The sequence below is a fragment of the Nocardioides soli genome, assembly GCF_014191495.1.
In the GTDB taxonomy this organism is placed as follows: domain Bacteria; phylum Actinomycetota; class Actinomycetes; order Propionibacteriales; family Nocardioidaceae; genus Nocardioides; species Nocardioides soli.
On the sequence record NZ_JACHWR010000002.1, the window covers coordinates 1,432,518 to 1,447,021 of the forward strand.

The 14,504-nt window shown below is 72.3% G+C and carries 12 protein-coding genes; 8 read left to right on the forward strand and 4 right to left on the reverse strand.

Annotated features, from left to right (window positions below):
* Nucleotides 1-309: 309 nt before the first annotated feature.
* From FHU40_RS17135 to FHU40_RS17155, 5 genes are all read left to right on the forward strand, one after another.
* Nucleotides 310-714: a Zn-ribbon domain-containing OB-fold protein gene (locus FHU40_RS17135; protein ID WP_221199877.1), complete on the forward strand. Its 405-nt coding sequence runs from the start codon at nucleotides 310-312 to the stop codon at nucleotides 712-714.
* The gene (locus FHU40_RS17140) at nucleotides 711-1,871 is read left to right on the forward strand and encodes an acyl-CoA dehydrogenase family protein (protein ID WP_183593442.1); all 1,161 of its coding nucleotides are present in this window, start codon (nucleotides 711-713) and stop codon (nucleotides 1,869-1,871) included. The genes FHU40_RS17135 and FHU40_RS17140 overlap by 4 nt, the downstream gene beginning before the upstream one ends.
* Nucleotides 1,861-2,709 (forward strand): HpcH/HpaI aldolase/citrate lyase family protein, encoded by an 849-nt coding sequence (locus FHU40_RS17145; RefSeq protein ID WP_252274634.1) that lies wholly within the window; start codon nucleotides 1,861-1,863, stop codon nucleotides 2,707-2,709. Before FHU40_RS17140 ends, FHU40_RS17145 begins: the two co-directional genes overlap by 11 nt.
* A 20-nt stretch (nucleotides 2,710-2,729) precedes the next feature.
* Entirely contained in the window at nucleotides 2,730-3,527 is a 798-nt protein-coding gene (locus tag FHU40_RS17150; RefSeq protein WP_183593443.1) for an SDR family oxidoreductase, read from the forward strand.
* 134 nt (nucleotides 3,528-3,661) lie between these two features.
* On the forward strand, nucleotides 3,662-5,452 hold the full coding sequence (locus tag FHU40_RS17155) for an Ig-like domain repeat protein (RefSeq protein ID WP_183593444.1): 1,791 nt from the start codon (nucleotides 3,662-3,664) through the stop codon (nucleotides 5,450-5,452).
* Nucleotides 5,453-5,524: 72 nt separating this feature from the next.
* Here FHU40_RS17155 and FHU40_RS17160 read toward each other — a convergent pair whose 3' ends face one another.
* Nucleotides 5,525-6,529, reverse strand: coding sequence for a zinc-binding dehydrogenase (locus FHU40_RS17160; protein ID WP_183593445.1), 1,005 nt, complete (start codon nucleotides 6,527-6,529; stop codon nucleotides 5,525-5,527).
* Nucleotides 6,530-6,546: 17 nt separating this feature from the next.
* On the opposite strand from FHU40_RS17160, the gene FHU40_RS17165 reads away from it, so the two are divergent.
* The 3 genes from FHU40_RS17165 (at nucleotide 6,547) to FHU40_RS29590 (ending at nucleotide 10,772) form a co-directional block, all read left to right on the forward strand.
* Nucleotides 6,547-7,455, forward strand: a complete 909-nt coding sequence (locus tag FHU40_RS17165) for a hypothetical protein (protein ID WP_183593446.1) — start codon at nucleotides 6,547-6,549, stop codon at nucleotides 7,453-7,455.
* Nucleotides 7,456-7,571: 116 nt separating this feature from the next.
* A complete protein-coding gene (locus tag FHU40_RS17170; RefSeq protein ID WP_183593447.1) occupies nucleotides 7,572-8,978 on the forward strand; it encodes an FAD-dependent oxidoreductase in 1,407 nt (468 codons plus the stop codon).
* A 39-nt stretch (nucleotides 8,979-9,017) separates the two neighbouring features.
* Complete coding sequence (locus FHU40_RS29590; protein ID WP_183593448.1) at nucleotides 9,018-10,772, forward strand: ATP-binding protein; 1,755 nt, start codon at nucleotides 9,018-9,020, stop codon at nucleotides 10,770-10,772.
* Nucleotides 10,773-10,804: 32 nt separating this feature from the next.
* On the opposite strand, the gene FHU40_RS17180 is transcribed toward FHU40_RS29590, so the two are convergent.
* Genes FHU40_RS17180 through FHU40_RS17190 form a run of 3 tightly spaced genes read right to left on the reverse strand, consistent with a single transcriptional unit; the run spans nucleotide 10,805 to nucleotide 14,363 of the window.
* Nucleotides 10,805-11,521 carry a hypothetical protein gene (locus tag FHU40_RS17180; RefSeq protein ID WP_183593449.1) on the reverse strand — a complete coding sequence of 239 codons (717 nt, stop codon included), beginning with the start codon at nucleotides 11,519-11,521 and terminating at the stop codon, nucleotides 10,805-10,807.
* A gap of 13 nt (nucleotides 11,522-11,534) precedes the next feature.
* On the reverse strand, nucleotides 11,535-12,791 hold the full coding sequence (locus FHU40_RS17185; RefSeq protein ID WP_183593450.1) for a DUF4437 domain-containing protein: 1,257 nt from the start codon (nucleotides 12,789-12,791) through the stop codon (nucleotides 11,535-11,537).
* Nucleotides 12,792-12,821: 30 nt separating this feature from the next.
* On the reverse strand, nucleotides 12,822-14,363 hold the full coding sequence (locus FHU40_RS17190; protein WP_183593451.1) for a class I adenylate-forming enzyme family protein: 1,542 nt from the start codon (nucleotides 14,361-14,363) through the stop codon (nucleotides 12,822-12,824).
* Nucleotides 14,364-14,504: the final 141 nt, after the last annotated feature.

Below are 14,504 nucleotides of genomic sequence, written 5' to 3' on the forward strand. Positions count from 1 at the left end.
TCCGGGTGGCGGTGGCTCCTCCACTCTTTCGGTCGCTCATCAGGTGGATATCGCACCGCGGCCCGGCGCCGTCCCGGGTCGGCGGTGGGAGATCCACCGTTTCCCCCCGCTCGGCAGGTGGATCGCCCACCGCTCGTCGGTGAGTCGCCCGTGCGGCGGTGCGTCAGCAACCGTTTGGCTGGCCGGATCGGTTGCCTGCTCACCGCCACCCGGCCAGCCGGCCGTGCAGCGGTGCGTCAGCAACCGTCTGGTCGGCAGGTTCGGTTGCCTGCTCACCGCCACCCGGCCGACGCGGCAGGAGGTGGCCCGATGACGTGGCCCCCACCCGACGTCCCGCTCGCCGACGAGATGACCCAGGCCTGGTGGGACGCCACGCGGCAGCACCGGCTGACCGTCCAGGCCTGCGCCTGCGGCCATCGGCAGCATCCGCCCCGCGCCGTCTGCACCCGCTGCGGTGAGACCGAGCACCTGACGCAGGTGGATGCCAGCGGCCGCGGCACCGTCGACAGCTTCACCGTGGTCCACCGGGCTCCGCGGGCCGACATCGCGACGACGTACGTCGTCGCGCGCGTACGGCTGCCGGAGGGGCCGATCCTCCTCAGCCGCCTACCCGCGGAGCCGGCCATCGGCGAGGCCGTCGCCGTCGGCTGGGTGGATCTGCCCGACGGTCGCGCCCTGCCCGTCTTCCATCCGATCGAAGAGGAGACCCGATGAGGTTCGAGCTCGACGAGGACCAGCGCGAGTTCAAGGCGCTGCTGCGCACGTTCGTGGACAAGGAGATCGTGCCGGTCGCCCGGGAGTGGGAGCAGTCCGGGCGCTATCCGACCGAGATCGTCGACGGGATGAAGGAGATGGGGCTCTTCGGCATCACCGTCCCCGAGGAGTACGGCGGGCTCGACCTCGATCCGGTCTCCTTCGCCCTGGTCTTCGAGGAGATCGCGCGCGGCTGGATGGGCGTCGCGGGCATCCTGGGCAGCCACTCGCTGGCCTGCCGCCTGATCGCGATGCACGGCACCCAGGACCAGAAGGATCGCTACCTGCCGGCGCTGGCGACCGGCGAGCGGCGTACCGGCATCGGCCTGACCGAGCCCGACGCCGGCACCGACCTGCAGGGCATCCGCACCACCGCGCGCCTCGACGGCGACCACTACGTGGTCAACGGCGCGAAGATGTGGATCACCAACGCGCGGTACGCCGACCCGCTGCCGGTGCTCGTCAAGACCGACCCGCAGGCGAGCCCCGCCCACCGTGGCATGAGCGTGCTGTTGATCGAGGCGGACACCCCGGGCTACGAGGTCACCAAGGACATCGCCAAGCTCGGCTACAAGGGCACCGAGTCCTGCGAGATCGCGCTGACCGACGTCCGGGTCCCCGTGAGCCAGCTGGTCGGCGGGGTCGAGGGCAAGGGCATGCAGCAGGTGCTCTCGGCCCTGGAGTGGGGGCGGGTCAACATCGCCGCCCGGTCCGTCGGCATCGCCCAGCGCGCGCACGAGGAGGCGTTGGCCTACGCCCAGCAGCGCAAGGCCTTCGGGCAGCCGATCGCCGACTTCCAGGCGATCCAGCTCAAGCTCGGCGAGCTGGGCACCCAGGTGCAGGCCTCCCGGCTGATGGCCTACTGGGCCGCCGACGCCGTACGCCGCGGGCGTGCCGACGGCGCCACCGGCATGGCCAAGATCTTCTGCTCCGAGGTCGCCCTGCAGGCCGCGATCGACGCGATGAAGGTGCACGGCGGCTACGGCTACTCGACGGAGTACGAGGTCGAGCGGCTCTACCGCGACTCGATCCTGATGAGCATCGGCGAGGGCACCAACGACATCCTGCGCACCGTCGTCGCGAAGTCGCTGATCAAGGGGGAGACCCGTGTCGGCTGACCGGAGGGACTTCCTGGCCCGCTCCGCGCTCTACGTGCCGGGCGATGCCGAGGACAAGCTGGAGCGGATCCTCGAGCGCGGCGCCGACGAGGTCATCATCGACCTCGAGGACGCCGTCGCTCCGCGTGACAAGGAGCGCGCCCGCGACACGACCCGCATCTGGCTGCACGACCTGCCGGTCCTCCACAACGTGGGCGTCTGGGTCCGGGTGAACGCCGGTCCCATGCGCGACGCCGACGTTCGCGCCGTTGCGGGAGCACCGGCGCTGACGGGGTTCATGGTCGCCAAGACCGAGACCGTCGACGAGCTGCTCGACCTGGACCAGCTGCTGGCCTCCCTCGGGTCGATCGCCGGCGTGGTGCCCCTCCTCGAGAGCGCCCGTGCCGTGCTGCGGGCCGGAGAGCTGGCGCGGGCGCCGCGGGTGCAGCGACTGCAGATCGGCGAGGCCGACCTGCGTGCCGACGTCGGCATCGTGCCGGGCGCGGACGAGCGGGAGCTGCTCTACGCGCGTTCGCACGTCGTGCTGGCCTCCGCGGCCGCCGGCATCAAGCCGCCGATCGCGCCGGTCTCGACGAACTTTCGTGACCTCGACGCCTTCCGGGCGTCGACGGTCGAGCTCGCGCGGCTCGGCTTCGTCGGCCGCGCCTGCATCCACCCGGGTCAGGTCGCGATCGCCAACGACGTCTTCACCCCTTCGCCCGAGGAGGTGGAGACGGCCCGCCGCCTCGTCGGCCGCTGGGAGTTCGCCGGCGCGGGCGTCGCCGTCGACGACGACGGCCGCTTCGTCGACGAGGCCGTGGTCCGCCAGGCCCGACTCGTGCTCGCCCGAGCCCGCTGACCCATCCAGGAGGACCCGTCATGACCAACGCAGTCGTCACCGGCAGCACGAAGGGCATCGGCTTCGCGCTCGCCCGCGAGCTGCTCCGCCGCGGCCACAGCGTCGCCGTCTCCGGACGGTCTCGCGAGGCGGTCGACGAGGCCGTCGGCAAGCTCCAACCGGAGGCGAACGCTCGCGCCCGCGTGGTCGGGCGACCGACGGACGTCAGCGACGCGGCGCAGGTGCAGGCCCTCTGGGACCAGGCGGCCGCCGAGCTCGGCGGCGTCGACCTCTGGGTCAACAACGCCGGCGTCGCCTACACGATGCGCACGATCGTCGAGACCACGCCGGACGAGGTCGCCGTCATGGTGTCGACCAACATGCTCGGCACCATCAACGGCGCCCAGGTCGCCGTGCGCGGTATGTCGACGACAGGTGGGGGACGGGTCTTCAACGTCCTCGGTGGCGGCAGCGACGGATCGATCCGGCCCGGGATGGGCGTCTACTCCGCGACCAAGCGGGGACTCGACCTGTTCACCAGGGCTCTGGTGAAGGAGGTCGCGGGCACGTCGGTGCACGTCGGCCAGGTGCGGCCCGGGATCCTGATCACCGACGGTTGGCTGCGCGAGGCCGCCACCCACCCCGAGTCGGTGCAGAGCCAGCGCAAGATGGTCAACATCCTCAGTGACCACGTCGACGACGTCGCGCCGTACCTCGTCGAGCGGATGCTCGCCACGAGGAAGAACGGCGAGGAGATCGCCTGGCTGACGACCGGGCGGATGCTGCGGAAGTTCGCCGGCGGTGGCCGCGAGGACAAGCTCGCCCGCTACGGACTCTGAGCCCCGGCCGTCGCCGATATCGGGGACTCGACGAACGGCTCCGAGAAACTCTTCTGCGCGTGGAGATATCGTATATCCTCGCAACGAGACGCAGGCCACACCAGTGGCGGTGGGGTCATCCGAGGAGGAAATAGATGCGCTTTCGCAAACTTGCCGGCCTGGTGGTCGGTGCTCTCACGGTCGGCACGCTGGTCGCGCCGGGGCTGACCACCGCGGCCCAGGCGGCACCGAGCAGCAAGACCGTGACGCAGCAGCTCTCGTGCGTGTTCGGCAGCTTCGACATCGCCTATCCCGTCGAGGTCGCGCTCACCGTCGACGGCACCGCGGTCTCCGCGACGCTCAGCGACATCCCGCCGACCGGCATGCCGACCTTCCTGAAGGTGCACGCGACCTCCGCCGTGGTCGACGCCACCGTCAACGGCGAGACCGTGGAGCTGTCCGGTGACGTCACCTACCCGACGCCGATCACGAACAACCCCGTCATCGAGATGCCCGACGTCACCGGCACTCGCACCGGCACGGCCGACGTCTCGTCGGTCGGCGTCGCGGGCATCGACGTGACCATGAGCGTCCAGGCCTACGGGCCGGGCACCTCGGACTCCGACATGTCCTGCGCACCGGTCGCGCCGGTCGAGATCGACCAGCAGATGGCGTGCGCGTTCGGCTCCTTCGACATCGCCTACCCGGCCGAGGTCGCCGTCATCGCGAACGGCACCGGCGTGACGGCGACGCTCAGCGACATCCCGCCGACCGGCATGCCGACCTTCCTGAAGGTGCACGCGACCTCCGCCGTGGTCAACGCCACGGTCGACGGCGAGGCCGTGGAGCTGTCCGGCGACGTCACCTACCCGACGCCGATCACCAACAATCCGGCCATCCCGATGCCCGAGGTCGCCGGCACCCGCACCGGCACCGCCGCCGCGACCGAGGTCAGCATCGAGAGCGTCGACGTGACGATGAGCGTGCAGGCCTACGGGCCCGGTACCTCGGAGTCCGAGATGCCCTGCACCGCGGTCGGCCCCGTGGGGCTCGGCGACACCCAGCAGCTGACCTGTGTGTTCGGCGACTTCGCGATCGGCTACCGCGCCGACCTGGCGGCGACCGTCACCGGTACGAACGTGGCCGGCGTGCTGGCCGAGGACTTCGTGCCCGGCATGCCGGCGTTCGTGACGATCTCCAAGTTCAAGGTCGACCTGGCCACGACGGTCGACGGTGAGGCGGTGACCCTCTCGGGTGAGAGCAGCTACTCGCCGAGCAAGCCCGGCAACACCCCGTTCGCGATGCCCGCGCTGAGCGGAGACCGTGCGGGCACCGCCGCTCCGAGCGAGATCGCCGTCACCGGCGCGGTCCTCACCATGACCGCGAGCGGATCGGACAACCTCATCCACTGCGCACCGGCGGCGCCCGCGACGGCGACCACGACGACGCTGGCGGCGACCTCCGCGGCCGCCAACGCCGTGCACCTGGCCGCGACGGTCGCTCCGGCCGGCGCGGTCGGCAAGGTCGAGTTCCGCGAGGGCGCGACCAAGGTCGGAGAGTCGGCCGTCGCGTCGGGTGCCGCCAGCCTCGCGCTGGCCGGCGTCGCCGCGGGCAGGCACGCCTACACCGCGACGTTCGTCCCGACCGACGCGGCCGCCTTCGGAGGCTCGACCTCGGCGGCCGTCGGCGTGGACGTCGCGGGCCCGCCGGATGTGAAGGCGCCCTCGGCGACGTGCACCGCGGCCGAGGCCAAGGCCAAGGCGGCGCAGACCAAGGTGAAGAAGACCAAGGCCAACGTCAAGAAGGCTCAGGCCAAGGTGAAGAAGGCGAAGAACGCCAAGAAGGTCAAGGCCGCCAAGAAGAAGCTGAAGGCCGCCAAGGGCAAGCTGACGAAGTCCCAGAAGCAGCTCAAGGCCGCGAAGCAGGCTGTGGCCAAGGCCTGCTGACCAGCGCATGACGACCGTGCCCCGGTTCTCCGTCAGGAGGGCCGGGGCACGATCGCGTCGGGTGAGTGGCGGTCAGACGTCGACGACGACCTTTCCGACGGTGTGCCCGCCCATCAGCCGAGCGAACGCGAGCGCTGCCCGATCGAGGCCGGCGTAGCGATCCTCCGGGGCGACCAGGGCTCCGGAGGCGAGCAGGTCGCCCACGCGCTGCGCATGCTCGGCCGCGAGGTCGCCGTGGTCGTAGACCACCATCCCGTGCACCTCGGCCCGGGCCGCCATCACGGCGCCGGCGCGCAGGCGGGTCGGAGCGCCGCCGTTGTACTGGTCCATCAGCCCGGCCAGCGACACCCGGGCGCCGACCGCCAACTGCTCCAGGACGACGTCGAGCGTGTCCTGGTCGCCGAGGTGCAAGTACCCGTCGATGCGATCCGGGCACGCCCGGGCGAGCTCGTCGGCGAGCGACGGGCCGCGCCGCACGGCCACGTCGTACCCCAGAGGTCCGGTCGCGAGCGCTGCCTTCTCGTCGGAGCCGACGATCCCGACCGTGCGGGCGCCGGCGAGCCGGGCGAGCTGACCCGCGACCGAGCCGACGCCGCCGGTCGCCGCGCCGATCACGACGGTCGCTCCGGCAGTCGGGCGCAGGTGCCGCACGTGCGCGGCGTACGCCATGAGTCCCGGCATGCCGAGAGCGCCCAGGGCGGCGGAGGCCGGGACCCCCGGTGGCACCTGGACCGGCGTGACAGCGGCCCCGTCGACGACCGCCTCGGCGCGCCACCCGGTCTCGGCGAGCACCCGCCGGCCGACGGCGACCCCGGGATCGCGCGACTCGACGACCTCGCCGACGGAGCGGCCGGGCAGCACGTCGCCGAGGCCGACCGGAGCGTCGCCCAGGTGTCGGCCGCCGAGCGTGGAGCGCTGGTAGGGGTCGAGGGAGAGCGTCGTCACCCGGACCCGCACCTGGCCCGCCCCGAGGCGGTGGCGCGGCAGCTCCACGAGCGCGAGGTCCTCCGGCGTCGGCGCCCCCGCGGGGACCCGGGCCAGGACGACGGCGGGGACGGCATCTGCGGAAGCGGTCACGATGCGATGATATAGACGTGCCGCGCCTCTTCGGACCGCTCTTCTCCACCGCGGACCTCACTGCCCACCTGAGCCGTCTGGGCGACGTCTTCGGGATGGTCGAGGCGGGCCGGGCGATGGTCCACGGCGCCGAGGTGGTCGCGCTGCGGACCCCCGGGACCTGGGCGGGCGCCGTGGTGTGGCGACCCGACCCGGTGCCGGCGTACGCCGTGCGCGACGAGGCCACCCGCCTGGGCCGCGACGCGCTGCGGGTGGTGGACTTCTACGCGCCCGACCTGGACCGTGCCGTCGCCCACGCGCGCGGTCTCGGCTACCGGGTGGAGTCCGGGGAGGCCAGCTACGAGCTCGCGGAGGGCGCCTTCCGGGAGGCGCACCTGCCCGGGCCCGACGGCACCGTGACGGCGTTCCTCAGCGGCCCGCGGGACTTCTTCGCCGGCTTCGCCAGGATCCGTGACCGCGTGGTCAGCGAGGTCTGCAGCATCTCGCTGCCGCTCGGCGACGCTGGGCCGTCGCTGGACTTCTATGCCGACGTGCTCGGCTGGGGCGTGGTGTACGAGTACTCCTTCGACGACCCCTCCTTCAGCGACCTCCTGGGGTCGACGGAGCGGCTCCGGGTACGGTCGTCGACCGTCGGCCCGGCGCGTGACGAGCCCTATCTCAACCTCGTCGACTACGGCCTGCCCGAGTCGGCCGGCGGCTCGCTGCTCGGCCGATCCGGGCTCGATCGCCGCGGGCTCGTCGGCGTGGTCGTGACGGTGCCCGACCTCGATGACGTACGCCGGCGCGCGGACGGCCACCCCGGCGCGTGGAGCGGCGCGGTGTTCGCCCTCGACCTGCCGCCCTTCGGTGCCACCCGGGCGGCCGTCGTCACCTCGCCGCACCGGATCGTGCATGTGGTCGTCGAGGATGCGGGTTTTGGCTGCTGACAGCCAGACCCCGCACGACACGCCGAGGCGCCCCGGCGTGTCGTGCGGGTTTCGGCTGTCAGCAGCCGAAACCGACGAACCCACCGAGCCACCACTGAAACATATATGATCTAGCAATGGCAGTGTTCGAGTACGACGCCGTGGTGGTCGGTGCCGGTCCGGCGGGCCTGAGCGTGGCGCTGCACGCGGCCGCCGGGGGTGCACGGGTCCTGGTCGTGGAGAAGGACGACCGGATCGGCGGGACGCTGCACATCAGCGGTGGCCACCTGGCGGCGGGCGGGACCGCGCGCCAGCGCGAGCGCGGCATCGAGGACAGCCCCGAGGCGCACCTCGACGACATCCGCCGGATCGCCCGGGGAACCGCCCGCGAGGACCTCGTCGCTCAGGTCGCACGGCACGCGCCCGAGACGATCGAGTGGCTGGCCGCGCGCGGCTTCGCCTTCGCGCCCGAGACGCCGCGCATCGTGCACGGCCACGAGCCCTACCGGACCGCCCGCACCTACTACGGCAAGGACGAGGGCGCCTCGATCCTCGAGGTGCTTCGCGCCGAGCTGGCCTCGTCGACGGTCGAGCTCTGGACCAGATCGCCGGTGACCGGCCTGGTGACCGACGGGCACGCCGTGGTCGGGGTCGAGACCTACCGGGACGGCGCCGAGGTCGAGGTGCGCGCGCGGTCGGTGGTGCTGGCCACGGGCGGGTACGGCGCGGACGCCGAGCTCTTCGCCGAGCTCGAGGGAGCGCCGCTGGTCTCGGCCGCCGCCCGCACCTCGACCGGCGACGGGCTGCAGCTCGGGCGGTCGGTCGGGGCGGCGCTGCAGGGTGCCGGCACCCATCTGCCGTCGTTCGGCGGGCTGCCCGACCCGGTCTCGCCGGCGCGGGCGAACTGGCGCGAGCGGCAGGTGCTGACCGCCGAGCGGCCGCCGCGCGAGATCTACGTCGACCGCACCGGCCGGCGCTGGGTCGCGGAGGACGAGCCGTCGATCGACGCGAAGGAACGGGCGCTGGTCGGCATCCCCGACCAGACCTTCTGGACGGTGTTCGACGACGCCGCGCTCACCCTCTCGACCGGGTCCCAGCGGCTGCTGGTCGGTCGGGACCCCGACGAGGTGCGGGCGCTGGCAGGCGCTCGTCCGGGCGTGCACGCCGCCGGCTCGCTGACCGCCCTGGCGGCGCTCGCCGGCATCGCGCCGGGCGCCCTCGAGACGACCGTCGGCCGCTACAACTCTTTCGTCGCCGCCGGCGCCGATCCCGACTTCGGTCGCCGTCATCTGCCCGCGCCGATCGCCACGCCGCCCTTCTACGCGATCCGCAACCACGCGATCACGCTGGTCACCTTCCAGGGTCTCGACATCGACGCGAGCTGCGCGGTGCGCACCGAGTCGGGCGCGCCCATCCCCGGTCTGTACGCCGTCGGCGAGGTCATCGGAGCCGGTGCCACCTGCGGCAACAGCTTCTGCTCCGGCATGCTGCTCACGCCGGCCCTGACCCTCGGTCGGCTGCTCGGCCGGCGGCTGGCTGGCTGACGTCCCGCCCCGGGGCGCGCCGAGCGATAGGTTCGCCCCGTGGGGCCTGACGGATCGAGGATTCAGTCCGACCACGCGACCTGGTCGGACTCGTCGGCGCGTGCCGTGCTGCAGCTGATGGTGGAGTCGGTGGCGGAGATGGTCGGCTTCGAGGTGGCGGCGCTGTCGGTGGTGCTCGGCGACGAGCTGGTCACGATGGCCTACACGGGTCCCGAGGAGCACCGCGCGTACGTCGAGGAGAGCGACCCGGTCTCGGTCATCACCCCCGTCCTGGAGCGGGCGCGGCCGTGGGGTCCGCGGCTCCGGTTCATCGAGGCCACCGCTCTCACCGAGCTCGAGGGCCACTGGGTCGAGGTCGAGCAGGTGGCCAGCGCGCACCCCGATGCCTGGCGGCCCACCGATGGGCTGCTCGCCGTGCTCAGCAACGACGACGGTGCCGTCGTCGGCATCCTGTCCGTCGACCGGCCCTCGTCGGGCCGGCGGCCCGACGAGCGGCAACGCGGCCTCCTGGAGCGGTACGCCGCGCAGGCCGAGCGCGCCGTGCTGACGGCGTTCGAGCGCGAGGCGCTGGTCCAGCAGGTGGCCCACGCGGAGTCCGCACGCCGGCTGATCCGCTCGGCCTCGCGCCCCACCCACGGCTCGCTCGAGGACGTGCTGCGACACACCCACGGCCCGCTGGTCACCGGCTTCGACGCCCGCGGATCGTGGCTCCAGGTGTTCCAGCCGGACGGACCCGGGGTGGGCGTCGTACGCACCGACGCCGGCCGGCTGGTCCCGATCTCGCGCGACCTCGTCGACGTGGCCGTGCGGGTCGCGCCGAGCCTGTGGGCCGATCAGCGGCCGGTGGTGATCACCGCGGACAGCATTCCACCCGACGTGCCCGAGATCCGCGACCACTTCCTCCAGCGCGACGTGTCGTCGGTGCTCGGCGTCGCGCTCGGCGTCGGCGAGGAGTGCGTGGGCTTCATGGCGCTCTCCCGGCACGCCGACCAACCGCCGTGGTCGCAGGTCGAGATCGACTCCGCGCTGCAGATCGGCCACGACCTCGGCGCCGCCCTGGTGACCGCGGGGGCGCTGGAGCGCGAGCGCAACCTGGTGCGCGAGCTGCAACAGATCGACGACCACCGCAGCCAGCTGATCGCGACGCTCTCCCACGAGCTGCGGACGCCGCTGACGGTGATCTCGGGCAACCTCGAGCTGCTCGGGACCCTCGACCTCGATCCGCAGGCGGATCGCTACCAGCAGGCGATGAACCGCGGCACCCAGCGCATGGGCAAGGTCGTCGACGACCTCCTCCTGCTGGCCCGGGTGAGCAACCCGCAGCACCCGCTCACGCGGGTCCCGGTCGACCTGCGCACGGTGGCCCGCGACGTCGTGTCACTGGTCGAGTCGACGGCCAGGTCGAAGGGGCTCACGGTCACCGTCGACCTGGAGCCGGACGGGCTGATGGTGCCCGGCGACCCGGTCGAGCTCGACCGCCTCGTCGGCAACCTGGTCAGCAACGCCGTGAAGTACACCCCGGCGGGCGGCTCGATCACGGTGTCGGCGGCGCGCCGCGCGGGCGAGGTCGTGCTGGGTGTCGCCGACACCGGCCTGGGCATCTCCGAGGACGACCAGGAGGGGTTGTTCCGGGCGTTCTTCCGCACCACCAACCCCGACGCGCTGCGCGAGCCCGGCACCGGCCTGGGCCTGGCGATCGTCGCCACGATCCTGGAGCGCCACCAGGGCCGGGTCGAGGTCGGCTCGCGGCTGGGCGAGGGCACGACGTTCACCGTGATCCTGCCCGCCGCCTGAGCCGCTGGTCGGCCGCTGGGTCGGCCGTGGGGTCAGAACGCCGTCGAGCCCGGCTTCACCACGCCGAGCAGCGCCGCCACCAGCACCAGCGTCCAGATGGAGTAGACCCACGGTTCGCACCGCCGGATCGAGCCGAGGATCGCCCTCTCGACCTCCGGGGTCGACCCGCTGGTGACGAGCCTGCCGAACGCCGGGCCGAAGGGCAGGAGCTGCCGGCGGATCATCACCCCGCAGAAGATGCACAGCCCGTACGCCGCGACCTTGGCGCCCAGCCACGTCGGGTTGGTGTCGACGCCGAAGGGCTCGGTGGCGAGCATCGTGTAGACCGCCACCCCGACGAGCCCGGCGCTGAGCCCGTAGCGCACGACCAGGTCGGCCTTCTGGGACAGGCGAGCGAGGGGCGTGTCGCCGCCGCGGTAGTCGATGAGCGAGACCGCAAGCCAGGCCAGGCCGGCGACCCACACGAGGACCAGCAGCCAGCCGTCGACGAAGAACTCGTCGCCCAGTGGCCCGACCGCCATCAGCGTGATCCCGCTGGGCAGGAACAGCACCAGCGAGATGCGCGGGGCGATGTCGACGCCGTGCATGATCCTCGTCGACACCGCCCGCGCCTCCGGCCCGAGGTCGGACCTGAGGATGTAGCGGCTGGCGTAGTAGACGCCGACGTCGCCGCCCAGCCAGTAGGCGAACAGCACGATGTGCAGGAAGACCGCGAGGCTGTGTCCGTTGAACCCGTGGACCGCTTCCATCAGTTGCGGCCCGTCACATTCCGTCGCCGTCCCAGCGGCCGCGGGAGCGGCTGCGGACGGGCAGCGAGGAGATGATCGGAGCCGGGATCGGGTCGCCGTCCTTCCAGTCCACCCGGGTGCCCCAGTTGTGGGCGTGTGTGCCGGTCCGCTCGTCGGGATGCTCCACCTCGCGGCCGGAGAAGCCCCAGTCCGGCGTGGCGGACTCGTCGTGCGCGTGGTCGTGCGCGTGGTCGTGCGAGTGGTCGTGACCGCCGTGGCCGCCCTGCAGGTTGGCCGCGTCCATGGCCTTCAGGATCGCGATCAGTGAGGGGTCGGCGCCGGTGCCCTGGTGCTTGACGGCGGAGTTGTCCTGGCCCTGGTCGATCTGGAACTGCCAGGACGCCGTCATCTGGCGCATGTCCTCGTCGGAGCGCCACGGCGTCGCGAGGTCGTGGGTCGAGTGCGACCAGCGCACCGGCGGGTGCGGCTCCTCCTGCAGGCCCGCGGGTCCGTAGTTGACGCCGTCGCCGCCCCAACGCACCCACTCTCGCTGGGTGTACCAGTTGGCCAGCTCGCCGTCGGAGCGCAGCAGCCAGGTGGCGCCGCCCTCCATCGTCGTGAAGTGGCCGTGCTTGACCCGGGCGGGGCGGAAGAAGTAGGTGCCGAGGTCGAGGGTGCCGAAGTTGTACTCCATCAGCCCCTGGGTGGTGTAGGCCTCCTCGTAGCACGGGTGGTGCGCGAGGCGGTGGTCGCTCCAACCCTCCTGGGCGTGCACCAGGCGGGTGTAGAAGCCGGTGACGGGGTCGACGTGGAGGTACTTGATGAACAGGCCGGGCATCGGGCCGGGGTTGGGCACCGCGTCCCAGTTCATCGCCTCGGAGTCGATCACGATGACCTCCTCGCGCGCCTCCGCCCACGACCGGGCACCGCCGAGGGACTCGACCGGGTCGAACCCGGCATCGCCGTACTCGCGGTAGTGCAGCAGCCGGGTGCCCTCGGCGATCTTGAGGTAGTCGGTCGGCACCCCCTTCGGCGCGTAGACGTAGCCGCCCTTGCCGATCTTCCGGCCGCCGTAGTCGATCTGCCCGTCGAGCACGTAGTACTCGGTGTTCGCGTGATGGATACCCGGACCACGACCCCAGTCGGTGTGGAAGTCCACCCGCAACGACGAGGAGCCGTCCTCCTCGTCCACGGACAGCCGGCGCTCACTCGCCCGGCCCTCCCCGGCCGGCAGCTCCGCGGCATGCCAGACGTAGTCGTCTTCCTGGATGAGCTCGACGTGGGGTCGCACGTTTCCTCCGGTCGTGATGGGTGGGGTGGGTCAGGCGGGGGCCCGGTCGCGCAGCTCGCGCTTGAGGACCTTGCCGCTGGCATTGCGGGGGAGCGCCGGGAGGGCGCTCCAGTGACGGGGGATCTTGAAGCCGGCGAGCCGGTCGCGGCAGTGGCTCTCGAGGTCGCCGGCGAGCGCGTCGTCGAGCGCGCGGCCGTCGCGCAGCACGACGTACGCCGCGACCTCCTCGCCCCAGGTCGTGCTCGGCAGGCCGACGATCGCCGACTCCGCGACGGCGGGATGCTGCGCGAGCACGTCCTCGACCTCGCGGGGGTAGACGTTGACGCCGCCGGAGATGATCAGGTCCTTCTTGCGGTCGACGACGTGCACGTAGCCGTCGTCGTCGCGGACCACCACGTCGCCGCAGGTGAGGAACCCGTCGTGGGTCGTGCACGCCGCGGTCGCGTCGGGGTCGTCGTGGTAGCCGTTCATCAGGAACGGCGAGCGGCTGAACAGCTCGCCCGGCTCGCCGGCCGGCACGGGGTCGCCGGCGTCGTCGACGACCCGCAGCTCGGTCATGAACCAGGCGTGGCCCACGGAACCGGGCTTGGTGAACTGGTCGGCCGGGCGGAGGTTCGTGATGATGCCGGCCTCGGTGGAGCCGTAGAGCTCGTGGATGCCGCGGCCGGGGAACTCGCTCATCACCCATTGCTTGAGCGGCCAGGGGAGTGCGGCGGCGTTGAAGTAGAGGGTGTCGAGTGCACCGAGGTCGTGCTTCGCGACCGCGCCCTCGCCGAGCCCGCGCAGCATCTGGGCGTGGGTCGGGACCAGGAAGGTCGACCGCACCCGGTCCCGGGCCATCAGCGCCAGGAACTCCTCGGGGTCCCAGTGCCGCAGCATGGTGACCGTGCCGCCGCAGAAGACCGGCGCGTAGCCGAAGGCGAACCCGGCGCCGTGGTACATCGGCGCGACGGCGGCCGACGTACGCCCGGGACCGAGCCCCCACTCGAGGGCGCTCAGGTAGAAGGTCAGCGCCCGGCTGCGATGGGAGATGACGACGCCCTTGGGTCGCCCGGTGGTGCCGGAGGTGTAGGCGATGCAGAACGGGTCCTGTTCCGCGACGGCGACACCTGGGTCGCGGGAGCTCGCGACCGCGAGCTCGGCCTCGTAGTCCGGGCCGAGCTGGGTGCCACCGATGCTGAGCACGACCAGCCGGAGGTCGTCGATGTCGCCGGCGACGGCGGCGAGCGCGGCGTCGAGCACCAGTGCGCGGGCACCGGAGTGCTCGAGGATGTAGCGGCTCTCGCTCGGGGCGAGCCGCGGGTTGAGCGGCACCATGACGAGGCCGGCCTTTGCGATGCCGGCCGCGATCTCGGGGTACTCCAGCCGGTTGCCGAGCAGCACCGCCACCCGGTCGCCGCGGCGCAGCCCACGCTCGAGCAGGCGGGCGCCGAGCCGGCTGGCCCGCTCGTCGAGCGCCCCGAAGGTCAGCGTCCGGTCGCCGTCGACGACCGCGGTGGCGCGGGGGCTCGCGATCGCGAACTCCCGGATGCCGCCCGCGATGGTGAGCGGCGCGCCGCCGGTTCGAATCATAGATATAAGAATATACGATCTACGAGCGACGTCCAGCGATGGGCCGAAGTCGAGACCGAGGGGGCGTGCGCGGGCGGTGGTTTCGAGGCTCGGGCCTGGCGGCCCTCGCACCTCAACCACCGTGGCGGTGGTTGAGGTGCG

What these genes read in the sequence shown, in the direction of transcription:
- FHU40_RS17140 (WP_183593442.1), top strand. Translation starts at nt 711, where the DNA reads ATGAGGTTCGAGCTCGACGAGGACCAGCGCGAGTTCAAGGCGCTGCTG.
- FHU40_RS17170 (WP_183593447.1), top strand. Translation starts at nt 7,572, where the DNA reads ATGGCAGTGTTCGAGTACGACGCCGTGGTGGTCGGTGCCGGTCCGGCG.
- FHU40_RS17135 (WP_221199877.1), top strand. Translation starts at nt 310, where the DNA reads ATGACGTGGCCCCCACCCGACGTCCCGCTCGCCGACGAGATGACCCAG.
- FHU40_RS17190 (WP_183593451.1), bottom strand. Translation starts at nt 14,363, where the DNA reads ATGATTCGAACCGGCGGCGCGCCGCTCACCATCGCGGGCGGCATCCGG.
- FHU40_RS17150 (WP_183593443.1), top strand. Translation starts at nt 2,730, where the DNA reads ATGACCAACGCAGTCGTCACCGGCAGCACGAAGGGCATCGGCTTCGCG.
- FHU40_RS17180 (WP_183593449.1), bottom strand. Translation starts at nt 11,521, where the DNA reads ATGGAAGCGGTCCACGGGTTCAACGGACACAGCCTCGCGGTCTTCCTG.
- FHU40_RS17155 (WP_183593444.1), top strand. Translation starts at nt 3,662, where the DNA reads ATGCGCTTTCGCAAACTTGCCGGCCTGGTGGTCGGTGCTCTCACGGTC.